The following is a 24,765-nucleotide window of genomic DNA, read 5'->3' as shown; positions in this document are numbered from 1 at the left end:
ACAACTTTTTTATGACGAGAAACAGTAGGATACATCATCCTTTCTGTAATAGTTAACCATTCTCGTTTGGTGCCTCTTGCTTAGGTTTGTTGGCTTAGTTATTGTGCATTAGACCCCCTATCCAGGCACCTCCCCAACCTCCTATGAAGGTCGTTACCTGTATTATGGGCGGAAACAACGGCGCAAGTACCCCCCCAATCATCAAGCCTCCAACTGTGCCAATCGCTGCACCGTTTGCTTGAGACCGCGCTTTAGGAGTGAGTGTTAACCCGTTAGGGGTGACTAATAACCCGTTTTGTGTCCCTTTTGCCTGCTGAATTGTAGACTCCTCCTGTATTAAAGAAATCGTCTCGTTATCTCTATTGTTACTATTACCTCTATAACGCACATCACTCTTAAAAGATGATTGATTCATGTAAGCCTTATTATGTAAAGAACATGCTGAAATATTCGATAAAATACAGATTATTATCGAATGCCGAATAATGAAATGTTTCGCAATCATAATGAATTCATGTTATTGGTTGTAGTTATTTACCAGTAATTATGCTAGATAGTCCAATACTTCATTCCCTTTTTACGAGTAGACTGCTTGCATAATTTTGCATAATACTATATTGTAATAGTATTATTATTTCATTTATAATAAATTTTGATAAAAAAACCTAATAATTTTGAATTCGGGGGATTGGAAATATATCAAATAAAGGATAGGTCATTCATTCAGCCGTATGGCCATGTTAGCCCCAGGATAAGACAAGAAGACGGACTTGGAAAAAATTGTGGTTAAAAAGTGCAGCTTACAGATGAAAAGAAAAACAGTCTGCAGAGAGGGCTCCGGAGCAGCTTCTGTTTTTCCAACTGTAAGGGTGCACTTGTGGCGGTTTTATTTATTAGCGCCTGATTGTTTTTTTAGCTGCTTTTTAATCAAGAAAAAAGTAAGATAAAAACTCCTTTCATCAAGCAAAAGGCAGTATACACAATACCTTGGCTTTTAACATGATTTGTTAGGCTTGTTTACCATCTGAATCCTTTGGACTGGCTATGGACGCCTTCGATATCGACACATTTGTTCGAATCTCTTGTGCGATTTTTTTTAATGTTTGCATACCCTTACGAACCCTTGTTCCAGCTGCTTTATTGTCTTTCTCGTAGAATTTATGAAACTCATCCTCTAATGAAAGTACTAATGTTTTTAACTCTTCAAATCGATTCATGATATAATAATTAAAATAATTAAATGGTGTCTATTTTATTTTTATTCTTTACCAGATGGCTCTATCTATGAATCTAATCAATTTTTATCAAATTGTTCTGAACTTTCTTGAATTTTTTAACCTTTTTTTTAGCATTCCTCTTTTACCTATCTAGTGACCTGTTTCAGTTACTGCATGAGCAGCTGCGTAATCTATCCATTTGTTTATTTTATGTTCCATCATATTTTTCCAAGTGCGTGCGTTTTGTTCGATTGCTATAGCTTGCCCATCAGCTGTAGTGGTATATTGACATAAATGGTAGCGTATTCGGAAATGTATCGATGCAGATGATTGAAAGTATTGCTCAATAGAAAATTAAGTGCTATAATAATAAATGGTAATTATCTAGCATACTTACTGGTACATAATTATAATAAAAACAAAAATAATTTATTATGAGCATGAAACATTTCATTATTTGGCATTCGGTAATAATCTGTATTTTATCGAATATTTCAGCATGTTCTTTAAACCATAAGGTTTGTATGAACAATCGCAGTAGTGCTAACACGCGCAATGAGGAGGGTATATCAAAAACAATAATACACACTAGTAAAGTGGTAAAAACCACAAGGAAGGAGGGTATGCAGAGATTAAAAAATAAAAAATATAAAATGGAGCTAGGTAATCGTAAAGAAGAGTGCGTAGTGGTTGGCGAATTAGTGGGAGGTAATGTGGGTTTTGCTACGGCAGCTATCATAACGGGGTTAGATGCTGCAGGGTCCATAGGGGCTATCGTCGGTAGCTCAACACTACTATACGCATTGACATTGACCGGTTTTATAGTAGTTCCATCAGCGATAATAGGTGGAGGTGTAAGCTGTGTAGCCTATGGCGGCTATAAAATTTATAAGAAATATAAGAAGCGGAATAAGGATTGTAAACGTGATCCCAGAACGGCCTTTCTAGCCACTTAAGTCTGTGAATTATTTTTTTGGTTTACCAAATTCTGTTTTTCAGATTTAATTAAAAAAAGTGTTATAGCCTCACTCCATTGTATTTTTTTCGTCAGTTGGCCCTTTGTATGATATGATTTCTAATTTTTTTAAACTGTAAATCAGATAAAAATATAATTTTCCATGCAAAAATTAGTTCATAATCCCTATTTAAAAGAGAAAAGCTTTTTAGGCCCTTTTTCTCTACCAGAAGCGCTAGTTTGGCTAGGCATTTGCTGCCTGACCTATATTATTTCGTGTTATTGTGAAGGTTAGCTGCACTACAACCGTATGTGGACCATCTCTTTAACCAGTTTAATGGGTATTGTTTCTTTTTTGGTAAAAATATTTCTAAGACATAGTAATCCTACTTGGTTATCAAGTCTTTTTGCTTATCATTTTTTGCATGTGACCGTAGATAATTTTAGGACAAAATTTAAAATAAATGCTTTTCTCAAAGAAAGACAAGAAAGAAGACTTAAGTAGGGTCTTTCCTTCTATAGATTTTCATGATGATATGGCTATAACTGCAGATGGGACTATTTCTGTTCCATTTAAAGCCTCTTTAGCCTTTCAGGAACAGTACACAGAGCAGCATTATATAGACTGGACTACTATGCTTTCTAATAGCATGAAGGTATTACCCTGCAACAGTCTGCTACAACAGGTAGACATATACTGGCCAGATAGTTGGCATCATCCATCCATAGATAGTGATGCACTTGATTTTTTTACACAAAAACAGGTCATGCATACAGAGGGTCGTTCTATACTGCGCCATGAGTCCTATATGATAGTTTCATTTCCTGGGTTTTATAGTGAATATGCGCCACTCTCTACTTTTTATTCTAGAGATGAGACAAAAAGTTTTAGTAAAAACCCATTTGCCCATTTAGCAAAGCGGTTAACAATAGCTAAGAAAGAAGCATCCCAATTTCTTCAAAGTGTATCTACCCATCTTCCTTTAACCCCTCTTTCTGCTATTGAATTTTCTAGACTGGTACATAGATGCTTGTCCTTAAACTTTGAAGATACTGAGGGCACATTATATGGCGGTTTGGTCAAAGATAGGGAATGTGTCCTATTGGCGGGTAGAAAAGCGCAAGTAATCTCTTTAATGGAGAGTGCTTCTGAACCTAGCTATACAGTGCTGGATAAATTTGGCCACAATGGAAGGCGTATCTGTCCCTTTAACAAAAGGGATCGGACGTAGTTTAAATTTTCCTCATATCATTTCTAGAGTCATTCGTATGATCGACTCTGAATCTTTTTTGAAAAAACATTTCAACGCATTTGCCTGGAGTGAAGCCACTAAACTAGATGAACGAAAGCTTCAAAATATTAAGCATATACGTAGTGAAATGGCCGATTTCGAACAAACCCTTCGCCAACGTGATGAACCATTGTCTATTTATCTTTTTTAGTCATACCCTTTGGTATGACTGATTTAGACAGGCTTCATCAATATAGTTCCCAGGTACTAGCTGCTTTTTCCAGGATAGGCATGCGCGGATATCTAGAAACCATCGATACCGCTAATCTATTTTGTACGGCTTTACCAGGAAATGGCAATCAAGTATATAGGCGTATACCTATTCCTTTGTTAACAGCAGTTGCCCATATGAATAGTACCACCCCCTTCACAGGCTATAAAGCAGGTGTTTTGCTAGCCAATAGATACAGAGAACCGATCTATTTCAACCCATTTAATACCGATTTAGACAACCAAAATGCCTTTATTTTCGGCCCTTCTGGATCTGGAAAATCCTTTTTTAATGGCAAAATGATTAAAGATCGATTTGAAGCAGGTCATATAGTGATTGTCATTGACAGTGGCGGAACCTATCGTCATTTATTTAGCGCTTTAGGTGGAAAATATATTGAACTCAGTGCAGAAAAATCTTTAGGATTAAATCCTTTTTTATTTCCAGCTAACGGGTCAAGCAGATACCTGCCAGATAGCAGCAAAATCATCTTTCTGGTTCAACTCATTGGCAAAATGTGGAAGGGAGATCTGAATGAAAATCCTATGAGTGAAGTAGAAAAATCTCTACTTTCTGAATGGATTAGTGCCTATTATAGCGATTTATCAGAAGCAGTTATCCCTACCTTAACGGGATTTTATGATTATTTACAAGCATTGGTAGAGGCTAATGGGAAAGCTATTATTGATCTTAAAAAAAGAAAAATTGTTCCCTTTTCAGGAATTTTTTATTGTTTTAAAGCCATTTGCGCATGGCATCTACAAAGATCATTTCAATGCATTATCGCAAGACTATTTAGTCGACCATAGATTGGTCTGTTTTGAGTTAGAAACTATTAAAAACAATAGCAAACTCTATCCATTAGTCGTTCAGATTCTTTTTGACTTTGCTTTTGAGATGGTAGCTGGACATCCAGATGCCATCAAGTTTATAGATATTGAAGAAGGTTGGACGAATTTGGATGATGCTTCTAGCGAGCATATAGAATCTTTTTATAGGAAAGGTAGAAAGACAAAAACCTCTATTCGCATCATTACGCAAGACATTCAAGAAATCAAGTCATCTAAGATCGCCAGTGCCATTAAAAACAATGCCGCTACTTTTATTCTGCTATACAACGAAAAATCCTCTAGCAGGGAAGAGATTGGTTCCTTTTTAGGTATGAATGACTTAGATATGTCAAAATATGCCAGCCTTCGCAGACAAAATGGTCCAGGTGGTTATAGAGAAATCTTTATTAAAGAAATGGGAAAGAGCCATGTATGGTTACTAGAACCCTCTCTTTGGGAACATGCCATGTTTACCTCTGCTCCATCGGAAAGAAATAAAATAGCTGCTTTGACCAAAAAACATGGCAACATTGAAGATGGCATTGCAGAATGGGTATACCATACTAAACAAAAGTATTATGTCTAATCATTTTCAAGGTATTTTATCTTCATCATCTAATCTAGAAGCACAAAACCTAATGGTGGATATCGCCATTACCAAGATGGTTGGAATGGTTAAGTTATTGCTATTACCTTTCTTATTGATACGTTTAATGGTCTATTATTTTCAGTATCATTTAAGCAGTTCCGAGTTGTTAAAATCCTGTTATACCAGTCTGTTAACACTGACTCTTACCTTTCTACTGCTGCAGTTTTATTTGGATATTTTTCATATGCTAGATAAACTAACTGCTTTGATTATGAAGGGGTTTGATTGGCATGATTTGGTTAAACCGGATGGTTTATCAGAATATCCTGAGATTGGTATATGGCAGCTGATTAAAAATGTATTTTCAAATTGGACTGCTGGCTTGTTCAAATCCATATCTAAGGTGATGGGTTTAAGCATCTCTATATTCCGTCATCAAGCAATCCTATTCACCTTACAGGTTGGTCCTTTGGCCATTGTTGCTAGCCTTTTACCAGGCAATTTTAGCGGGATAGTTGGTTATTGGTTCAATATGCTAATTTCTTTTTTAATGTGGGGTGTAACGATTGATTTACTAGACTATTCATTGATTTGCTTAGAGTTCAACAATATAGATGGTATCGGTGCAGCTATTGCTACTTGCCTGATGTATCTTATGGTAGGTCCACTCACTGCTCTATATATAGGCAATATGGTAGGCAACAGTCTTTTTACGCTAGGAGAAGCAAAGACTAATAATCAGTTTATAGTTTACGGAGCTAGCCGTTTACTAAAACGGAAGGAAACAGTAACCAGAAAATAAATGATGCCTTATTGCGTAAGGCCAGTTAATGGGAAAAAGGGTTATACAATTAAAAACGTAATTTATAATAAATTATTTAAACAAATAAATAGAAATGATTATGCGCATAAAAAACACATCATACTTTATATATTCTTATATAATTACAGGAATATATATCTTCCTTTCGTTTCTTACTGCTTCCTGTAATGATGGACCTGAATTTAAACATCGCAATGGTGAGCAATACAAATCATTTGAAAAAGGTCAAACTGACGTCAATGATAAAGACAAATATGGTGAAACCGCTCTTCATCGTGCAGCAGAACACAATCGTATAGAGGAAGTTAAAGGGCTACTTTCAACACCAAATATTTTAGTAAATGAAAAAGATAATTCTCTTGGATATACTCCTCTTCATAGAGCAGTAAATGAATGTCATTTAGAGGTTGTTAAAGCGCTATGCTCAGATCCACGTGTTGATATTAATGTGAAAAATAAATATGGTGAAACAGCTCTGCATATGATATCAGCAAACGGACATGTAAAGGTAACTAAAGCCCTACTTTCAACACCAAGTATCTTAGTAAATGAAAAAAATGAATGGGGTAAAACAGCTCTTGATATTGCATCAGAAGATCGGCATGAAGAAGTGGTTGATTTATTACTGGCGGCTGGTGGTATGAGTGGAAAACGGAACGATACATAAAATATGATAGATAATAATATGACGTTGGAAAATAATAAAGCTATTAATAAGCTAAACAGTTATCATTATGGGAATATCATTAACCTATTGCGTTTCTTGGTCATTTTTATTGCTGTATCCTTAGGAGGTTTATCTTCTTTTTTGGGCTATTTGGTCTTTAAACAGCACAGAAGTGATTTGGTTTATTTTGCTACCCTTGAAGGGACACATGTGGGTATAAGAAAAGATAATCCTACTCCTAACAGTAGAGAAGCTTTTGAAATAGAAAACTTTTCTATTCGTTTCATCCAGGATGGCTTTGCCCATAGCGAAAACAACTACCAGGAAAACATTGAACGCGCCTTAACCGTGATGAATAATGCATCTAGAGTTACCTTTAAAAAACTATTTTCTGATGATAGTTTGTTTCAGGTATACAAGGAGTCTAATGGGGTAACTACGGTTGCTATTAAACACCTAGTTACTGATACATCATCCTATCCATATAGGACAGAGCTCCACTTTCAGACAGATTTAAAATTTTTAACTGGCCAAGGAAAGTCAAAACCCATACTTACCATCAAGGGATTGCATTAGAAATGCAACCAACGGCTAGGTGTAGTAAAAATCCATATGGGTTAATGATCACCGATCTAACCTTTTTAAACAATGAAGAAAAGTAGCTTTTTAATATTTTTGATGTTCTATTATACTTCTTTTGCATTGAATATCAAAGTTTCTGATAAATATCCCACTTTATTAGAATTAAGTGGTACCATTGAAAAGATTTCTTTTGGCAATGGAGATCAAGAGTATGTATCCAAAGAAGAGGGTAGGTTTTTAGAAGTCAAGGTCAAACACCCTGGAACCAGTAAGACCACGATTACGGTATTTTATCTATCCAATGAAGGCAAAAAGAATGAAAAAGTTGATGTCTTCTATGGCACAGTTAGCTATGATGCTGGGATACAACCGATGTATGATCTTACCCATCATAAGGTTAAACAGATAGCAAAAGAAGAAAAATGGGAGATAGATGGACCTTTAACCGAAAGTTTAACAAAAGCTCTAGCATATGTAGCGCAAGAAGAATCAAATATTAGGCGTTTCCATCAAACTAAACAAAAAGTAGGCTGTTTTTTTGAGCCATGCCATTAGTACAGGGGAAGAGATTATTTTAAAATTTATATTGAAAAATAATTCTCCTTATCACTACAAAGCAGGTAATGTTTACTTTTTAGGCAATAACAAAGACAAAACACCCATTCCTATTAAATTAAAGCCTAAGCGCATGGTAGTAGCTCCAGGAGCAATCGTACCAATGGTTTTTGTTATTAGACACAAAGTAGAAAAATCAGGTATAGTCGTTCGTTTTGAAGAGAAAAAAGGACGTAGAGATTTAAGCTTGAATCTACCAAATAGATTATTGCTAAGTATACCCTGTTTGGTTAAAGAAGAAGTTTAATGCCCATGAACAAAAAGCAGGTAGGTTTTGGATTGGCTGGGTTGTTGGTTTGTATTTGGGTTATGCTAAGGGATGTGAGCAAGACAAAAAGTTGGCATGATTTTTTTGTAGCCCCTCCTTATAAACCCTGTAAGCTACTCGAAAAAGCAGAACCTTTATCGATTACCAAAGAAACGAATCAAAGAATTAAAGGAGCTGGTCGTTTTCAATCGGATCAGAAACGTTGTTCTTTGTTTGAAGATATGGCAAAAAATATCAATCAAGAGGTATCAAAAGTTGAACCAGCGTCTGCTGTACTGGAACCTATTCAATCATCTCAACAAGTTGCCATTAAGCCTAAGCAGGTAGTGCAAAAAGTCAATAAGTCAGTTCCTGCTCCAAAACAGGAGAAAAACTACTTCCCAATAGCCTTTGAAAGAAAAGGCAGAAAAAAGACTTTAAAAGTAAAAAATAGTTTTATTTCAGGCTATGTGTATGGGAGCCAAGCACTTAAACATGGGAGAAGTATTAAAATACGTGTTAAAGAAGCTTTTTCTTACAAAGGTCAAGAGATACCAAAAGGTGCATTTTTATGGCATCGTTGCTTTTGGCAAAGAAAGGGTTTTTTCCAAATTAGAAACAGCTGAATTTGGTAAAAATGCCATTCCAGTTGCTATAGGTTTGTATGACTCAGATTATATGGTTGGGTTGTTGGCAGAAAATTTACATCCTTTCATCGACCAAGCCCAAAACAAATTGCTCAGCAGCGCAGCTAGTAGCAGTAGCCATTCTTGGATCAGGGAGATCAGCAGAATGGTAGCAGATGGCATTAAATCGGTTAAAAATGAGCAAAAAGTAACCATAGAAAATAGAAGAAAAGTACTCCTTAAACCAATAGAAAAATGAATATAAAAAAATATGGATTAATAGGTTTATGCTTATTATTGCCTTTAACCTCTACTGCAAGTATAGGCGCTAAGATAAAATCAGGGCTTAATAAAATTCTTCCTAATGGATTAAAAAAGTGGATTCCGGGTTTATCTCCAGAAGAAAAGACAGCCCAGTTAATGGAAGAACAAGTAGACACTTCTAGTAATGTTTTAGCACAAATGAAGGATGCAGCTGATAGCATGAGAAAATTAAAAGAGCGTGTAGAACAAGCTAATTCTATTAAAAACCAAAGTAAATTATTATTTAAAGACCTTTCTGACGCTAAATATGGTAAAGTAGTGCTAGGTATATCAGAAAAAATAAGTGGTATTAGCTTCAATCCGAGTGATTATATACCTAGTGTGGATAACACCAGTAAGCTTAGAAGAGATTATTCTTTTTCATACTTCATAAAAAAGTCCCTCTTAGGTGGGCTAGATTCTTGCATCAATAGAAGGAATAATTTCCTAAGCGAAAAGCCCCCAAAAAGTTTAAATGGACTTTGTGCTGATATACAAAGAGAATTGCATCACTCAAATCAAATCAAAATAGCAGCTAAAGAATGCAATAATCGCCTGATCCCCATCTACAAAGAATAGATTAAAAATCTAGAGGTTCAAAATAAAAAGATAGATAAAACGCTATCTAATCCTAATTTTTACAAAAATGACCCGGTTAAGTATTTTCAACTAGAAAGCCTAAAAAATAACAATATCATGACTATGGGGAAGTTGGTAGAGCGAATCAATAGGCTTCAAGTGGCCTCAGAAGAGGTTTCTAAAAAGGATAAAGAAGCTATTGCAGCGCTATATACTGAAAAGTTAAGCAATGATCTAATACAGCATATCGTCAAAAGTAAAATAAAAAGAAATAGTAGATTTTGAATGGACAGAGCCATTAAATAGGCTGTAAAGAGCCCAGAAAAAGTCTATAAAAGGTCCTGGATACTAGATCTGGATAAATCAGTAAGGAGGTGTGCTTTCAGGAACTTTTTCCATCAGCGTTTTGACTTTAAGCAAAAAGTAAGGATAAAAATTCCTTGCTAATAACTAACCTTTATATATCTGCTTCCCTCCACCCGTTCTATCTCTTTTATAATCGCTTCTCTTAAAAGATCTATATGTAACCCTTTTGTTGCAGAGATAAAAATTGCAGGATACCCACCAATATCGCTACTATATCTTTCTGTTCTTAAAGCAACTTCACCTATCCCTTGCCTAACCTCTGCTATACTTTCCTTGTTTTCTTCAATGATGTCAATCTTATTGAATACCAAAATTCTTGGCAAATTATCTGCACCTATTTCCCTTAAAGTCTGGTTGACTACATCTATTTGCTCTTGAAAGCTATCATGTGATGCATCTATTATATGCAGCAACAAATCTGCCTCTTTAATTTCTTCCAATGTAGACTTAAAACACTCCACCAGTGTATGAGGTAGTTTGCGAATAAAGCCTACCGTATCCGTTAGTAAGAAAGCGTGGCCATTTAATACTACCTTACGCACAGTCGCATCTATTGTAGCAAATAGTTTATTGTCAGCCACAATATCTGACTTGGATAACAGCTGCATCAAAGTAGACTTCCCCACATTAGTATACCCTACCAATGCAACACGAACTAAATCAATCCGCCCCTTACGTCTGGTTATACATTGCTGTGTGATGCTTGCTAATTTTTCACGCAGCTTGGTAATCTTGTGTTGAATAATCCTTCTATCCGTTTCCAATTCTTTTTCTCCAGGGCCACGCATGCCTGCACTGCCCCCTTTTTGACTCGAGAGGTGGGTCCACATTCTGGTCAGCCTTGGCAATAAATATTGATACTGTGCCAATTCTACCTGTGTTCTCGCTTGTTTGGTTTGGGCACGCATAGAAAAGATGTTAAGAATCAATAAACTTCTATCAAGTATCTGGCAGGAGAGTACTTTTTCCAGATTGCGCGCTTGTGAGGGCGAAAGCTCATCATCAAAAATAGCATACGCAATCTTTTCTGCTTTTGTAAAAGCAGCTATTTCTTCTAGTTTTCCTTTGCCTACAAAAGCAGCGCCATGTGGATAGTCTAACCTTTGGATAAATTTTTTAACAATTTTCAATCTCCAGGTATCTGCCAAAAAGGCTAGTTCTGTAAGATATTCTTCTGTTTTAGCCCAAGGTTGCTGGGGGGTAACAAGGGCTACTAAAATAGCAGTTTTGCCCTCCTCATAGGCCACCAGGTTGGATTGATTATGTCTATGCATGAACATAATAGATAATGGCTAGATGGTAAAAACACAAATCGCAATATTATAAAAAATATTACAAAAACCAATTCAAACTTACTAATTTTAGATCATGCAATAGTAAGCACTTCGTCTCTTTTAGACCATTTACAGAAGGTCTTATGCTTTATACACCTTAGCCATAGGCGCACACAGCTTATACCATTACACCTTCTGCAAACCCTATTGCTAAATGGCAATTTTGGCACTTGTCTATGCTCCTCAAATACATTTAGTATTCTGCGGTGCTCGACTGCGCTTCTCCTAAAAACTGCTGATCACAAATAGGTTTTGCAGAAGGTCTATTGAACTTTTTTCATCGCTAGATTGCTAAATTGTCATTTTGAGATTTGTCTGTAGGCCTCAAATAGATTAACTTTTTATATTTACTTTAAATTATAGGCTAGAAAAAACCAAGTAGTCGCAGTAGACCATTTTATCAACCCAGCAAAGTGTATTGCAAGCATCCAATGAATCTATTTTCTAATGCACCAGCCGCTATGGTTTCCATACCACTTCGGGTGCTCTCAGATCTATTGTGCCAAGCGCTAGCGTTGGCCATACCAAACAAACTAGAATGCCGTGCTATCATTCAAAAGCTGTTGGATGCCTATTTAGACGTTGATGTCGCCGACTATATGCTCAATCCATTGTGTACCCTTTCCCCTACTATGCAGCAAAAGCTTGTAGAGGCCTTAAATAGATTAAAAAAGCAGGAGCCCATTCAATACATTATTGGGTCTACTTATTTTGCTGGCAACCATTTTAAGGTAACCCCTGCTGTACTTATTCCAAGGCCAGAAACAGAGGAATGGGTAACATTTTTAATGCAGCATCTTACAAATCCCACCTCTATCCTAGACATAGGGACAGGTAGTGGTTGTATTGCCATTACCCTCAAGCAGCGGTTTCCAGAGGCGGTAGTAACTGCTATTGATATCAGTAAAGAGGCATTAGCAGTTGCTGCTTATAATGCTGCACAGCTCGGTGTAGCCGTTCGTTTTATAGAGTTTGATATCCTAACCGACCCACTGCCTGCATCCAATTGGTCATTAATGGTTAGCAACCCTCCCTATGTGCGCATGCAAGAGCAAACGTTGATGCATGCCAATGTGCTAGACTATGAACCCCATTTGGCTTTGTTTGTAGAGGATGCTGACCACGTTCTATTCTATAGACGGATTATTCAACTTGCAGCCCGTCATTTAAGTCCAAATGGCACACTCTGTTTAGAAATCAATGAGGCATTAGGTAAAAAGATTGTAGATTTGCTACACCTGGCAAATTTTAAGCAAATATCCCTATATAAGGATATGCATCAAAAAGAGAGATGGGTCACAGCCATTCTTGAAGATAACCATTGAGTTTACACTTAAATATTGATATAGTAACCATGCAATCTGCATTACAAATAAGAACCTTACTCATTATCCTTACCCATATATGGTTAAGTGTTACCGTTATGCGTGCAAGCCCACATAGTGGCATTCCAGCTGATAGTCTCCAAGAAAAAGCAGACCCTGCCTTGGAATTAGCTGATGCATCTTTGGAAGCAGCTGGTGAACAGCTTGAAAAAAACACCTTACCATTGGCCAAAGTAGCACATAGCAATGTGATGGACCTTTTGCAGCGCTTTTTTGTTGCTACACCCATCCATACACCTAGCTATACCCCCTTTTTACAGCAGTTTGGGGTAAGAATAAACTGGTTGGCACTCCTATACAATTTCTGGCCTGGTGGACAAAAGCGTTATGAAGGAGGGGTGGACCTCGATTTCTCTGGACCCATACAGCTATCTATTGACCTTGGGTATGCCACGTATCAACCTAAAGATATAGCCTGTGGCAATCAATTAAAGTATAAGTCAAAAGGCAGGTATGGTGTAGCCGCCCTTTTATATGTAATAGCCTTCAACCAGCTTACCAATGCTTATTTTGGTATCGCTTACGGGCAAAGCAGATTTGATCTTATTACATTTTGTAATGGCCAGATACCCGCTAAGCCATTTGTAGCAGGTTGGATTCAATTTGTTGGCGGCTCTGAGCTTAGGTTGCTGCCTCAAATTTATGGAGGTATGCAGTTTGGCCTAGCCCATCTTTTGCATTGCAAGGAAAACAATGATGATCGGCTGTCGAACTATTTTATTCCAGGCTATGGTAGAATAGTAAATAAGATAACCTTTGATATGACATTTTATCTAAAATGGAGCATCTCATTTTTAGAAAAGAAAATAGTTATTTAGCTTGCTTTATTCAATATTCAATACAATAAGCAATAAAAACAGCTTTTTAAGCTTAAAGATATGTCAAAGTTAGCTGTTATTGATTTAGGTACAAATGTTATAAACGTTTTAGTAGGCGCAATTGATCAGGAAACCTATACCGTACTCTATGAAGAAAAAGTTACCAAAGCTATGGTACAACAGCCTTTGTATGCCATGCATATCTCATTAGAGGAACAAAGAAATATTGTAGATACCCTCGTAGCTATTAAAAAAAGGTTGGATATAGATGGGGTGCACTTTATTGTTGCAAAGGCCACAAGTCTCTTACGAGATGCACCTAATGCAGCTGAGGTTATTGAAGCCATTCGTTTTGAAACCGACATTCAAGTAGAAGTTATTTCTGGTATAGAGGAGGCTGCTTTAATTTATGATGGTATTAGTGCATGTTTTACATTAACAGATGGTTATGGTTTAATTATGGATATAGGAGGTGGGAGCGTTGAGTGCATTATCTTTGACCATCTAAAACCACTATGGGAAAGAAGTTTTGCACTAGGCATACGGCGTGTTGCTGCTCAATTTGTCTATAGTGACCCTATTACCCCCTCCAAGTAGACCGTTTAGAAACCTACTACTGCACTGCGTTAGCGCCGCTTTTTGTTCAAACTAAGCTGTATAAACCACGTCAACTCATTGGAAGCTCTGGTGCTTTTCGCACATTACTCATGTTATACAAATGCCACTATAACCTTTTAACCACTCAAACAAGTAGTAATATAAAAAGTGTCTCTGCAGAACAGTTTTTTAAAATTTATCAAGTTATACAAACAACGCCTATACATATTTGGCAAAAAAAGCTTTCTATTGAACCTGTTTTTTTAAAACTAATTCCTTTATCAGCTAGCCTTATTAAAGTAATTCTTCAAACCTGTAAGCTACAGGAGATTATTATTTCAGATAATTCTTTAAGAACAGGTTTGTTTATTCGAGAGTGGAATCGTTTAAAACAAGAAAAACGTATTTAAGATACACTGTTTGCAAAAATTTGTAATAGATAGAGGGTCTGTCCATTTAAGTGTGTAAATTATTTTAGTTTATGTAAATAAACAACCTAAAAAATATTTACACACTTAAAACTAAAGACTCATTGTAAATCAATTTATAGCTCACCAAGTTTCCAAAATCACGAATATGAAATTGCTGTAAATGAATATAATAGGACTTAAAATTTCTGAACCCGAATATATGAAATGCTATAATAATGGTCATTATTTCACTCAAATTCAGTGAACAAGATCTAGTGAGTTTTCTTTTCGATTTGGTTAACAAGTGTTTTTCAATATATGGAATGAATTTTTTGAGAAATTCGTCTACAACGTAATATGTTTCAACTAATTTTGCTACATTCATAATTGGCTCCTTTGGTAATGTTAATTTGGTTCATAGCTTTATTTCCAAATTTAAAACACAAAGGGGCTTTTTTAATATTTTTCTTCAATAATCTAATCCCGAACTCAGGTTATTAAACAAATAGATCAGCTAAAACAAGTCGATTAAATTCTATAAAAACTATCTACCTTGTAGTGTGTGGCACGATTATATACCTCTAAATAAAAGTAATAGAATATGGATTCTAAAAAAGGAGATAAAAGGATTAAGGAACGAGGAGCAACAAGAAACTGCTGCCAGAGGTGTACGCATTCCTATTGGAAAATCTAGCGCCAAACAGATGATAGAGGCTAGATTCTATGCAGATAAAACTGATTATATTTCTAAACTATTCGAAGATGAGGGAACTTACTACTTCTTTATAAGACCACGTAGGTTTGGAAAATCTCTGCTCCTAGATACCATAGACCAAATAGTAAAAGGGAATAAAGAATTATTTAAAGGTTGTAATATTTATAAGCATAAAACCTATAAATGGAAAAAATATCCGATTATTTGGTTGAATTTCTCAAAGTTAAGTGCTAAAACAGGCTCATCACTGGAGGCTAGTTTAGTAAAAAAATTATACGACATCGCCGATGATTATGATATAGATAAATCTAAAATGTAACCTATCATTGGGTTGCCAACCGTCAACAACACACTGAGTGACTTGATTAGAGCATTGCAAAAATTAGGTAGTAATTATGCATCTCAACCAATTGTATTAATCGATGAATATGATAGTCCACTCATTTCTTGTGAAAAAGATCATTATGAAGAGATACTTTCTGTTCTCAGTTCGTTTTTTAAAGTTTTAAAAGGCAGTCAGAAGGATTGTAAATTTATTTTTGTAACAGGCGTAACTAAATTTCATTTATCTGGACTTACATCAGGGGCGAATTCTGCCAATGATATATCCTTGCATGAGGACTATGCAGAGATGTTGGGCTATACGGAAGAAGATATAGATATCCTATTTCTTAGCAAGGATATAATTGTTAATCCCGTACTTGAAAAACTTAACAGGAAGAAGATCCAGGAAGAAAAATACACATTTAGCCAACTAAAGTAAGCATTAAAGGATTATTACAATGGTTATTGCTTTATAGCTGATAAAATGGTAAGCGTTTATAATCCAGACTCTATATTAAAATTCTTTAGAGATAAATCATTTGGTAACTATTGGTCCAACTCTGGTAATCCTGCTATCTTACTACAACAAATCAAAAATAATATCGATAGATTTACGATCCATTGGGATAACTCTAGCTTTTCCATCAATCAGCTAGACTTTGAAAACCTGGCAAACGCTCTTAACGAAATAGCCTTATTCCCTTTAATGTACCAAACGGGTTATCTTACGCTAGATCCTAATGGATTTCAAGATGACACACGAGAAGATAAAAATCCAACGGACTATTATTTAAAGTTTCCGAATCAGGAAGTACAATCCTCTTTAAAACTTACCTTATCCAGGTTTATCGCTCAAAAACAACAAGAAATAGGAAAGATTTGTAGTACTTCTATCTTAGAATCTTTAAGAAAAGAAACATGGATTTCTTTCTTAACATCATTCGTAGTGCTTGTCTGGCTAAAGCAGGTTATCGTTTTCTGGATAAAACAGAAAGGAGCTTTCAGGGTGCTTTATATTCCTTTCTGAATGGTGCTTTCCATACCACCCATGGTACATGGGCCAGTGCTGAAACAGATAGTGGCATAGGGCGTACAGATATCGTTATGGAGGGCCAATATAATGATCAAAGCGCCGTCTATATTTTTGAATTAAAGGTAGATAAGCCAGCCTTATATGCCCTGGAGCAAATACATAGTAAAGATTATAGCATTCAATATGACTTATGCCATAAGAAAGTGTTTATAGGCCTAAAATATGATCCTGTAAAGCTCAATATTGCAGAAGCAGCTATTGAAGTACACCAACGTGATAAGCAACATGCCTTTCAAGTGATGCCACCTAAAAACTTTGCTGTTAATGCTACTGGTTATTTTCAAGAAGTAGGATAGAAAGGGTGTACATATTGTCTGATATACTAAAAACAATGAGTTTCTGGTTTTATGTGTCTCGTTTTGGTACGATTGAACAATTGAAAATCAGTGAAGCATAGATCCTGGATAGACATCATTAAGATGGGTAGATCGATTACGGAAACACGTTATATTGGATTAACTAAAAAATGTGAAGAAGTTTTTCGATACGTAGCAGACAGAATTAGTTATTTAACTGAATAATTATTTATTTGATTAAATAACTAAAATATAGAAAAATTAGTTGAGTTATATCTCATATTAGCATACTTATCTTACTTCTTTACCATTATGTCAGTTAAAAAAAAGAAAGGAACCGTCAAACCTCCAGTGGATGCTTATGATCTTTTTGGTTTGATGTCTACATTGTTATCACAACCAGATAAGCCAGATCTCAGTATGGCAAACTTATGGGTGGCTGCTTTAGATAAAGGAGCAAGTATTTTAAATCTTGAACTTTGTGGAATGGGGAATTATGCTACAGTAGTGCATGAACCGGCAGACATATTGAGTATACCTTTACAAAAGAAAGCTTTTGGTATTGTCCTGATTCATAACTGCCCAACAGGCGATTTAACCCCTTCAGAAGAGGATATAGATGTTACAGACCGTTTACACCAAGCAGCAGCGATAGTTGGTATTAAACTATTAGATCATCTCATTATTACAGAAAATAGTTTTTATGATTTCAAGGATCATGGATTAATGGATCAGATATATAAAAGTTGTAAGTATATCCCTAGCCATGAGATGGAAAAAAGACTTAAAAAAGAGATAAGCGATATGGCTAAAAACATGGCCTCTGCTGAGCAATCGGGAAAAAATATTGGTAAAATAGAAGGAAAGTTAGAAATAGCTAAAGCTATGCTTAAAGAGGGATATGATCTAGAGAAAGTTTCTAAAACAACGGGTTTATCTCCGGATCAGATCAATAGACTTGTATAATGCTTATTGATTATTATTGAAGTTATATCTTAACGATTATGATTATTCGCCTACGAAATCAGAATAAGATTGCTATTCATAACTCTTATGAGGCCCATAGAGTAATGCAACATATTATAACGCGTGATAAGGAAATAGATCTCACCAAAGAACATTTCTGGACGATTGCACTGGACATAAAAAAAATAATAGTCAATATAGAATTCCTGGGTATAGGTTCCTCCTACAGAGTATTGGTTCCTCTAAAGGATATATTTTATATACCTTATCAAAAAAAAGCAGTCAGCCTTATTCTAATTCACAATCATCCTAGTGGTTGTTTAGGTGCCTCAAATGTTATACGTATAGGAGAGATAATGGGTATACAAGTGATCGACCATCTTATCTTAGAAGGTAAGAGCGGTAAAACGAATCATTATTATAGACTTAAGGATCAGTATATAATGGAAGAATTACAATACAGTACAAAATATTTACTTAATCCAGAGGCAGAAGCAGTCCTTATGGAACAAATTACCCAACTCCAGAACATAATAGACCTGCAAAAAGAAAACAATGTCATAATATTTAACCAAGGGGAAAAACAGGGGGAAAAGCAGAAAAGTATAGCAATCGCCAAAGCAATGCTACAAGAAGGAGATACCGTAGAAAAGATTGTACGTATTACTGGTTTATCTCTTAAACAAGTAGAGCAGCTAAAACAGGTCGATTAAATTCTATAAAAACTATCTACCTTGCAGTTGGTAACACGATTATATACCTCTAAATAAAAGTAATAGAATATGGATTCTAAAAAAGGAGATAAAGGATTAAGGAACGAGGAGCAACAAGAAATTGCTGCCAGAGGTGTACGCATTCCTATTGGAAAATCTAGCGCCAAACAGATGATAGAGGCTGGATTCTATGCAGATAAAACTGATTATATTTCTAAACTATTCGAAGATGAGGGAACTTACTATTTCTTTATAAGACCACGTAGGTTTGGTAAATCTCTACTCCTAGATACGATAGACCAAATAGCAAAAGGGAATAAAGAATTATTTAAAACATGTGCTATTTATAGAGATAAAAAATATAAGTGGAAAAAATATCCGGTCATTTGGTTGAACTTTTCTGAGTTAAGTTTCAAAACAGGCTTATCACTGGAGGCTAGTTTAGTAAAAAAATTATACGACATCGCCGATGATTATGATATAGATAAATCTAAGATACAACCTATCATTGGGTCACCAACCGTGAACGACTCACTTAGTGACTTGATTAGAGCACTGCAGCAATTAGGTGGTAATTATGAATCTCAACTAATCGTCTTAATCGACGAATATGATAGTCCACTCATTTCCTGCGAAAAGGAGCAGTATGAAGAAATGCTTTCTGTTCTTAGTTCATTTTTCAAAGTTTTAAAAAGCCGCCAGAAGGACTGTAAATTTATTTTTGTAACGGGCGTAACTAAATTTCACTTATCTGGCCTTACATCAGGGGCTAATTCGGCTAATGACATATCATTACATGAGGATTATGCAGAAATGTTGGGCTACACGGAAGAGGATATAAATAGCTTATTTTTTAAGGGGAAATCAGAAAACATTCACCCAATTATAGACAATATAAAAAAAGAGTATAGGGAAAACAAGCACTATACAACTGATCAATTAAAAAAAGAATTAAAAAACTATTATAATGGGTATTATTTTACTCGAAGTGCTAGGCAGGGGGTTTATAACCCAGATTCTATACTAAAATTCTTTTACGAAAAAGACTTTGGTAATTATTGGTCTAATTCAGGTAACCCTACGATCTTACTAAAACAGATACAAAAAAACATCTATAGATTTGATATTAATTGGAAGAAAGACAGTTTCCCAATTAAAAAAAACGAATTTAAAGACTTAGCTTTCTCTATCCATGAGATACCTTTACTGCCATTAATGTATCAAACAGGCTATCTTACCATGGATCTTGATCCTGTCAAAGATCATTTAGAAGATGAATGTATAGATAAACTTGATAATGAGCATAATAGAACATATTATTTAAAGTTTCCTAATCAAGAAGTTCAATCCTCTTTAAAGCTGATCTTATCCAGGTTTATCGCTCAAAAACAACAAGAAACAGGAAAGCTTTGTAGTACTTCTATCTTAGAATCTTTAAGAAAAGAAACATGGATTTCTTTTCTTAACATCATTCGTAGTGCTTGTTTGGCCAAAGCAGGTTATCGTTTTCTGGATAAAACAGAAAGGAGCTTTCAGGGTGCTTTATATTCCTTTCTGAATGGTGCTTTCCATACCACCCATGATACATGGGCCAGTGCTGAAACAGATAGTGGCATAGGGCGTACAGATATCGTTATGGAGGACCAATATAATGATCAAAGTACTATCTATATTTTTGAGTTAAAAGTAGATAAACCACCTTTATACGCTCTAGAGCAAATACATAGTAAAGATTATAGCATTCAATATGATTTATGTTATAAAAAAGTTCTTATAGGTCTAAAATACGATCCTACAAGACTCAATATTACAGAGGCAGCTATTGAAGTACATCAACGCGATGAGTCACATACTTTTCAAGTGACGCCATGTAAAAACTTTGCTATTAACTCTATGGGGTATTTTCAAGAAGTAGAATCAAAAGGTATAGAAGCCTAATACTTCTTTTTTACCATCTTGATCTATGCCTAATAAGGTATACAGGAATTTATTTCAGCAGCTGATACCTTATGATCATAAATTTCTTCAAGAAGATTTGTGCTTATTGGTCGTTGTTCGGCTAAAAGCTTTCAAGCACTCTTCGATAGAGCTTGTATAAGGGCTAAAGTTAAAATACGACCCGGACGATTATATAGCCGGGATAAGGTCAACAAGCCAAAACGACATCATGTTTTTAGAAGAATCTGTTAATCAAACAATTCCTTAAGTTGACGCCATTGGATGAACGCACACAAAAACAGAGTCCGACTACTTAAGGAATCCAAGCTCTTTAGCTTTCCGACTGCCCAATCTCGCTCAACTGTAGTCTTTCCTAAGGCTTTTGCAAGTTCATCATTTTGATGCTTAAGTGCACTAATTTCTTCTTTATACACACTAACAACCTTGGATGGATCAAAGGCTATAGAGGCATTCTCTAAAAACTGACGTTTCCAATTTTGCAGCGTTTTGCTAGTGACGCCATATTTGGACGATAGCTCAACTAACGTTAAATCTTCTTGTAGTAAGGCTAATACTATTTTAGTCTTTTCTTCCAAACTAAAATGCCTAATTTTTTTTCTGCCCATCTGAGTGTTCTATTTTATAACTTTGAAACTAAACCATACAGAAAATAAAGTAAAAGATTTTTGTCCTATTTCTTCAGTCTATTACATTTAGTACAAATACCATAGTCATCCATTTGATCTGCAAATTCTATACAATAGTAGCAGATTCCTAGTTTTTTTCCTATACTATCTAGTGTTTCTCCATTATTGCAATCATGTTCCTCTCCTATTTTCTGTATACCTTTTATAAGAGATAGGATTTTTTCTTTTTCAAGAGTTTCAAAAAATTGATAGGAATCTAATAATATTAATACATCATTTAACTGATAACCTCCTGAGTGATTGGACATAACTTTTTATTAAAAAAATATATTAGGGTAAATTATTATTTTTTTAAAAAAATATAGACTTAAGATCTGAAAAAATCTCCTTTGGGGTCATAATTTATTACTGTAGTTTTGTCCATCTGTTGTACATATTTGTTAAATTAACCTTTCCACACTCTATATAAAGTGTACGCAGCTAACAAAGAATTAGTTGAAAAAGCAATCCCTACACCTACTATTGATATATAACGGTCTGATGATGTTTTCATATCAACTTGAGGTTGAATATCCTGCAGGGCTATTTTAGCGGTGTTTTCCAGTTCTTTTTCATTAGGTTCATAGATAAGTGATAGTAACACGGCTATTGGCTTATGCCAATTCTCAGATTTCTTTGTAGATGTAATGAATACATCATAGATTTTAGCTCCATTTTCAATGGTTATATCATCTATGACATTCAAGCTTTCTATTAGATTCAAAATCGTGCTTTGATAACATTCTGCTAGCTGTTTTTCGTCTGTGATCTGAGAACATTCAAACGTTTCAAACAAATGCTCTGATAGATAGCGAATGGATAACGGTATATTCCCTATGATCAAATTCCTGACAAAGGATTCATATTTGGTTTCATTAGAAATTTTGACTTCTGATTGATCTGTAGCAATAGGTGACTGTTCTGCAACCTCTATGGACTTGTATAATATAGCATCAGGCACTTTTTTTTGTACCTCTTCTAAGCCTATACGCATCATTTTATGTGCAAATGGATGTTCTTTAAAAAAACTATAATATTCCTTTCGATCTGTTGGTAAAATCTGATCTAATCCTACTCTGAAAGGTAAATTTTTATATTTTTTGTACTCAAAATGAGTTTTAAATAATCCAATAATATAATACGAACTATTTTTTGAAAAATGATAAAAGTTTTCCTCTTCTTTACACCTTTCCTTTAGATATGATGAAAATAAATCAATAACATAGATACATGGCTCCTGATCATAAGCAGTGTAACTAGGATCGTTTTCTATTAAAACAGCATCTAACAATGATTCATCCTTTTGGATCACTACACTTAAATCTTTTACACAATAACGCAGATCTTCTCGAGAGAAAATATCAAATTGTCTGCCTGACTTTAATTTTTGATATTGGGCTTCATCCCAAAATGAGATCAGTAATTCAGGGATAACCGATATGTTTCTTTCTTTAATAGCAGAAGAAAAAAATGCAATACGCACCCCTTTTTCTATTGAATATTCGAATAAAATGTTTAGATAAGGTGAGAAAATATGTGTATACTCACCTTTAAACCTATCCCCATTATGAATGTATGTAATAATTGGACATTCTGGACTATACTTTTTTAATAATTCTATCTTTTCTGTTTGTTCAATCACTCGGCATAATGCATCATCAATATCAAATACCGCAATATATCTTCTTTTTTTTTCTTGTATCATAATTTTCAATCAGTTCTATATTACATATATTATAGCAAGTAATTGCATACATTATAGCAATCAAACTTAAAACTAACATCTATGCCATTTAAATATATGTATTTTTGTTTGCTTAAATACTATTTAAAACTTAAAAATGCTATTATGCAATAATAGAGACAGTCTTACTAACTATCATTAACATTTTGCACTGTTAGGATATTGTGACAGGTCTATAGTATGAGGCCGTTGTGGTAGGTAGACTATAATGGTGTGAAGTTTCAACAGAAACGCTATAAAAAAATAATTTAACGTGAGTTTTGGATTACATATATTGTAAATCAGTTTATAGCTCACCAGTTTCCAAAATCACGAGTATGAAATTGCTGTAAATGAATATAATAGGACTTAAAATTCCTGAATCCGAATACATGAAACGCCATAATAATGGTCATTATTTCATTCAAATTCAGTGAACAAGATCTAGTGGGTTTTCTTTTCGATTTGGTTAACAAGCGTTTTTCAATATATGGAATGAATTCTTTGAGAAATTCATCTACAACGTAATATGTTTCAACTAATTTTGCTAAACTCATAATTGGCTTCTTTGGTAATGTTAATTTGGTTCATAGCTTTACTTCCAAATTTAAAACACAAAGGGGCTTTTTTTAATATTTTTCTTCAATACTCTAAATCCCGAACTCAGGTTATTAGGCATAGATCAAGATGGTAAAAAAGAAGTATTAGGCTTCTATACCTTTTGATGTTACTTCTTGAAAATAACCAATGGAATTAACGGCAAAATTTTTAGGTGGCATCAGTTGAAAGTCATTTTTATCATCTTTTTGATGTATTTCAATAGTTGCCTCAATAATATTGAGCTTTATAGCATCGCATGTTAGGCCTATAAGCACCTTTTTATGACAGGTTCCATATTGAATGCTATAATCTTTACTATGTATTTGCTCCAGAGCGTCTAAGGCTGGTTTGTCTACTTTTAGCTCGAAGATATATACAGTTTTTTTTTCATTGTACTGATCTTCCATAACGATATCCAAACGGCCTATTGCACTATCTCTTTCGGCGCTAGCATTTGTATGATGCATTTCATGGAAAGCACCATTGAGAAACGCATATAAAGTACCCTGAAAGCTTTTTTCGGTTTTATCTAAAAAACGGTAACCCGCTTTTGCTAAACAATCGCTTCGCACGATGTTAAGAAAAGAAACCCATGCCTCTTTTCTTAAAGCATCTAAAACAGATGCGCTACATGCCTTTCCTGCTTCCTGGTGCGCTTGAACGATAAAATCAGCTAATATAAGCTTTAAAGAAGATTTTACTTCCTGGTTAGGAAACTTTAAATAGTAAGTCAGGTTATTTTTATCCTGTACATGAGATGGGTCAAGATCCATTGTAAGGTATCCAGTTTGGTACATCAAGGGTAGCAAAGGCATTTCATGAAGAGAAGGATGTACGAGTTTAAACCTGATCTTATCTATTGGGAAACTACATTTATCCCAATCCATATTAAACCGATGTATATTTTGCTTCATTTGTTGCAATAGGATGGTAGGACTACCAGAGTTAAACCAGGAATTCTCAAAATCTTTTGCATAGAAGAATCTTAATATAGAATCTGGATTATAAACGCTTACCATTTTATCAGCTGTAAAACAATAACCATTATAATAATCTTTTAATGCTTGCTTTAATTGAATAAACGTGTACTTTTCTTCCTGAGTATTTTTTCTATTCAATCTTTCAAGTATTGGATGAACAATTCTATCCTTGCTAAGAAATAGGTTGTCAATATCCTCTTCCGTATAGCCCAACATCTCTGCATAATCCTCATGGAAGGATATATCATTGGCCGAGTTAGCCCCTGATGTAAGTCCAGATAAATG

The 24,765-nt window shown here is 34.9% G+C and carries 30 protein-coding genes and 4 pseudogenes; 25 read left to right on the top strand and 9 right to left on the bottom strand.

What is annotated here, in order from left to right:
• Nucleotides 1–94: 94 nt before the first annotated feature.
• On the bottom strand, nt 95–415 hold the full coding sequence (locus tag FPG78_RS00165; protein ID WP_144086087.1) for a hypothetical protein: 321 nt from the start codon (nt 413–415) through the stop codon (nt 95–97).
• A gap of 592 nt (nt 416–1,007) precedes the next feature.
• On the bottom strand, nt 1,008–1,217 hold the full coding sequence (locus FPG78_RS00160; protein WP_144086086.1) for a histone H1: 210 nt from the start codon (nt 1,215–1,217) through the stop codon (nt 1,008–1,010).
• Between the two features lie 524 nt (nt 1,218–1,741).
• Between FPG78_RS00160 and FPG78_RS00155 the strand changes: the two genes are divergently transcribed.
• The 14 genes from FPG78_RS00155 to FPG78_RS07020 all read left to right on the top strand — a co-directional run bounded on the left by FPG78_RS00155 (nt 1,742) and on the right by FPG78_RS07020 (nt 9,821).
• Nucleotides 1,742–2,173: a hypothetical protein gene (locus tag FPG78_RS00155; RefSeq protein WP_144086085.1), complete on the top strand. Its 432-nt coding sequence runs from the start codon at nt 1,742–1,744 to the stop codon at nt 2,171–2,173.
• A 463-nt stretch (nt 2,174–2,636) separates the two neighbouring features.
• On the top strand, nt 2,637–3,404 hold the full coding sequence (locus tag FPG78_RS00150) for a hypothetical protein (protein WP_144086084.1): 768 nt from the start codon (nt 2,637–2,639) through the stop codon (nt 3,402–3,404).
• Nucleotides 3,361–3,615: a hypothetical protein gene (locus FPG78_RS00145; RefSeq protein ID WP_144086083.1), complete on the top strand. Its 255-nt coding sequence runs from the start codon at nt 3,361–3,363 to the stop codon at nt 3,613–3,615. Before FPG78_RS00150 ends, FPG78_RS00145 begins: the two co-directional genes overlap by 44 nt.
• Nucleotides 3,616–3,629: 14 nt before the next feature.
• Nucleotides 3,630–4,484 (top strand): VirB4 family type IV secretion system protein, encoded by an 855-nt coding sequence (locus FPG78_RS07915; RefSeq protein WP_144086082.1) that lies wholly within the window; start codon nt 3,630–3,632, stop codon nt 4,482–4,484.
• Complete coding sequence (locus FPG78_RS07910) at nt 4,381–5,091, top strand: TraG/VirB4 family ATPase (protein WP_144086081.1); 711 nt, start codon at nt 4,381–4,383, stop codon at nt 5,089–5,091. The genes FPG78_RS07915 and FPG78_RS07910 overlap by 104 nt, the downstream gene beginning before the upstream one ends.
• The gene (locus FPG78_RS00130; RefSeq protein ID WP_223261904.1) at nt 5,027–5,896 is read left to right on the top strand and encodes a hypothetical protein; all 870 of its coding nucleotides are present in this window, start codon (nt 5,027–5,029) and stop codon (nt 5,894–5,896) included. Before FPG78_RS07910 ends, FPG78_RS00130 begins: the two co-directional genes overlap by 65 nt.
• Nucleotides 5,897–5,996: 100 nt before the next feature.
• Nucleotides 5,997–6,584 (top strand): ankyrin repeat domain-containing protein, encoded by a 588-nt coding sequence (locus FPG78_RS00125; RefSeq protein WP_186292357.1) that lies wholly within the window; start codon nt 5,997–5,999, stop codon nt 6,582–6,584.
• Between the two features lie 3 nt (nt 6,585–6,587).
• Nucleotides 6,588–7,160, top strand: a complete 573-nt coding sequence (locus FPG78_RS00120) for a hypothetical protein (protein ID WP_144086078.1) — start codon at nt 6,588–6,590, stop codon at nt 7,158–7,160.
• A gap of 72 nt (nt 7,161–7,232) precedes the next feature.
• On the top strand, nt 7,233–7,721 hold the full coding sequence (locus FPG78_RS00115) for a hypothetical protein (RefSeq protein ID WP_144086077.1): 489 nt from the start codon (nt 7,233–7,235) through the stop codon (nt 7,719–7,721).
• Nucleotides 7,705–8,028: a hypothetical protein gene (locus tag FPG78_RS00110; RefSeq protein ID WP_144086076.1), complete on the top strand. Its 324-nt coding sequence runs from the start codon at nt 7,705–7,707 to the stop codon at nt 8,026–8,028. Before FPG78_RS00115 ends, FPG78_RS00110 begins: the two co-directional genes overlap by 17 nt.
• Before the next feature lie 5 nt (nt 8,029–8,033).
• Entirely contained in the window at nt 8,034–8,654 is a 621-nt protein-coding gene (locus FPG78_RS07025) for a hypothetical protein (RefSeq protein WP_223261903.1), read from the top strand.
• Nucleotides 8,545–8,913: a conjugative transposon protein TraM gene (gene traM, locus FPG78_RS00105; RefSeq protein ID WP_420888382.1), complete on the top strand. Its 369-nt coding sequence runs from the start codon at nt 8,545–8,547 to the stop codon at nt 8,911–8,913. Before FPG78_RS07025 ends, traM begins: the two co-directional genes overlap by 110 nt.
• A complete protein-coding gene (locus FPG78_RS00100; protein WP_144086074.1) occupies nt 8,910–9,536 on the top strand; it encodes an SIMPL domain-containing protein in 627 nt (208 codons plus the stop codon). The genes traM and FPG78_RS00100 overlap by 4 nt, the downstream gene beginning before the upstream one ends.
• A gap of 123 nt (nt 9,537–9,659) precedes the next feature.
• The gene (locus tag FPG78_RS07020; protein WP_186292352.1) at nt 9,660–9,821 is read left to right on the top strand and encodes a hypothetical protein; all 162 of its coding nucleotides are present in this window, start codon (nt 9,660–9,662) and stop codon (nt 9,819–9,821) included.
• A 158-nt stretch (nt 9,822–9,979) separates the two neighbouring features.
• On the opposite strand, the gene hflX is transcribed toward FPG78_RS07020, so the two are convergent.
• Nucleotides 9,980–11,182 carry a GTPase HflX gene (gene hflX / locus FPG78_RS00095; RefSeq protein ID WP_144086073.1) on the bottom strand — a complete coding sequence of 401 codons (1,203 nt, stop codon included), beginning with the start codon at nt 11,180–11,182 and terminating at the stop codon, nt 9,980–9,982.
• Between the two features lie 515 nt (nt 11,183–11,697).
• Between hflX and prmC the strand changes: the two genes are divergently transcribed.
• The 4 genes from prmC (at nt 11,698) to FPG78_RS00075 (ending at nt 14,446) form a co-directional block, all read left to right on the top strand.
• Entirely contained in the window at nt 11,698–12,561 is an 864-nt protein-coding gene (prmC, locus tag FPG78_RS00090; protein ID WP_223261902.1) for a peptide chain release factor N(5)-glutamine methyltransferase, read from the top strand.
• Nucleotides 12,558–13,439 carry a DUF6048 family protein gene (locus FPG78_RS00085; RefSeq protein ID WP_144086071.1) on the top strand — a complete coding sequence of 294 codons (882 nt, stop codon included), beginning with the start codon at nt 12,558–12,560 and terminating at the stop codon, nt 13,437–13,439. Before prmC ends, FPG78_RS00085 begins: the two co-directional genes overlap by 4 nt.
• A gap of 60 nt (nt 13,440–13,499) precedes the next feature.
• Nucleotides 13,500–14,036: a Ppx/GppA phosphatase family protein gene (locus FPG78_RS00080; RefSeq protein WP_144086070.1), complete on the top strand. Its 537-nt coding sequence runs from the start codon at nt 13,500–13,502 to the stop codon at nt 14,034–14,036.
• Nucleotides 14,037–14,146: 110 nt separating this feature from the next.
• Complete coding sequence (locus FPG78_RS00075; RefSeq protein ID WP_144086069.1) at nt 14,147–14,446, top strand: hypothetical protein; 300 nt, start codon at nt 14,147–14,149, stop codon at nt 14,444–14,446.
• Between the two features lie 136 nt (nt 14,447–14,582).
• Here the strand turns inward: FPG78_RS00075 and FPG78_RS00070 are convergent.
• Nucleotides 14,583–14,831 (bottom strand): annotated as a pseudogene (locus tag FPG78_RS00070) (IS982 family transposase); the annotation flags it as partial.
• 175 nt (nt 14,832–15,006) lie between these two features.
• Between FPG78_RS00070 and FPG78_RS07350 the strand changes: the two are divergent.
• The 7 genes and pseudogenes from FPG78_RS07350 to FPG78_RS00030 form a co-directional block, all read left to right on the top strand.
• A pseudogene (locus tag FPG78_RS07350) lies at nt 15,007–15,924 on the top strand (AAA family ATPase).
• Between the two features lie 45 nt (nt 15,925–15,969).
• Complete coding sequence (locus FPG78_RS00055) at nt 15,970–16,512, top strand: hypothetical protein (protein ID WP_144086066.1); 543 nt, start codon at nt 15,970–15,972, stop codon at nt 16,510–16,512.
• Nucleotides 16,404–16,874, top strand: coding sequence for a PD-(D/E)XK nuclease domain-containing protein (locus tag FPG78_RS00050; RefSeq protein WP_144086065.1), 471 nt, complete (start codon nt 16,404–16,406; stop codon nt 16,872–16,874). The genes FPG78_RS00055 and FPG78_RS00050 overlap by 109 nt, the downstream gene beginning before the upstream one ends.
• A gap of 312 nt (nt 16,875–17,186) precedes the next feature.
• The gene (locus FPG78_RS00045; protein ID WP_144086064.1) at nt 17,187–17,840 is read left to right on the top strand and encodes a JAB domain-containing protein; all 654 of its coding nucleotides are present in this window, start codon (nt 17,187–17,189) and stop codon (nt 17,838–17,840) included.
• 38 nt (nt 17,841–17,878) lie between these two features.
• On the top strand, nt 17,879–18,553 hold the full coding sequence (locus FPG78_RS00040) for a JAB domain-containing protein (protein WP_144086063.1): 675 nt from the start codon (nt 17,879–17,881) through the stop codon (nt 18,551–18,553).
• A 69-nt stretch (nt 18,554–18,622) separates the two neighbouring features.
• The gene (locus FPG78_RS00035; RefSeq protein WP_144086062.1) at nt 18,623–20,491 is read left to right on the top strand and encodes an AAA family ATPase; all 1,869 of its coding nucleotides are present in this window, start codon (nt 18,623–18,625) and stop codon (nt 20,489–20,491) included.
• Between the two features lie 99 nt (nt 20,492–20,590).
• Nucleotides 20,591–20,743: pseudogene (locus FPG78_RS00030) on the top strand (IS4-like element ISWosp8 family transposase); the annotation flags it as partial.
• On the opposite strand, the gene FPG78_RS00025 reads toward FPG78_RS00030, so the two are convergent.
• The 5 genes and pseudogenes from FPG78_RS00025 to FPG78_RS00005 form a co-directional block, all read right to left on the bottom strand.
• Complete coding sequence (locus FPG78_RS00025; protein WP_223261901.1) at nt 20,740–21,117, bottom strand: transposase; 378 nt, start codon at nt 21,115–21,117, stop codon at nt 20,740–20,742. The pseudogene FPG78_RS00030 and the gene FPG78_RS00025 overlap by 4 nt on opposite strands.
• Before the next feature lie 65 nt (nt 21,118–21,182).
• Nucleotides 21,183–21,446: a hypothetical protein gene (locus FPG78_RS00020; protein ID WP_144086061.1), complete on the bottom strand. Its 264-nt coding sequence runs from the start codon at nt 21,444–21,446 to the stop codon at nt 21,183–21,185.
• Between the two features lie 137 nt (nt 21,447–21,583).
• The gene (locus FPG78_RS00015; RefSeq protein ID WP_144086060.1) at nt 21,584–22,882 is read right to left on the bottom strand and encodes a hypothetical protein; all 1,299 of its coding nucleotides are present in this window, start codon (nt 22,880–22,882) and stop codon (nt 21,584–21,586) included.
• Between the two features lie 323 nt (nt 22,883–23,205).
• A pseudogene (locus FPG78_RS00010) lies at nt 23,206–23,457 on the bottom strand (IS982 family transposase); the annotation flags it as partial.
• A gap of 147 nt (nt 23,458–23,604) precedes the next feature.
• Nucleotides 23,605–24,765, bottom strand: a 1,161-nt coding sequence (locus FPG78_RS00005) for a PD-(D/E)XK nuclease domain-containing protein (protein ID WP_186292348.1), incomplete at its 5' end; no start/stop codon positions are given.

This window comes from Cardinium endosymbiont of Dermatophagoides farinae (genome assembly GCF_007559345.1).
Classification (GTDB): domain Bacteria; phylum Bacteroidota; class Bacteroidia; order Cytophagales; family Amoebophilaceae; genus Cardinium.
This window is presented reverse-complemented; position numbering and strand designations above follow the sequence as displayed.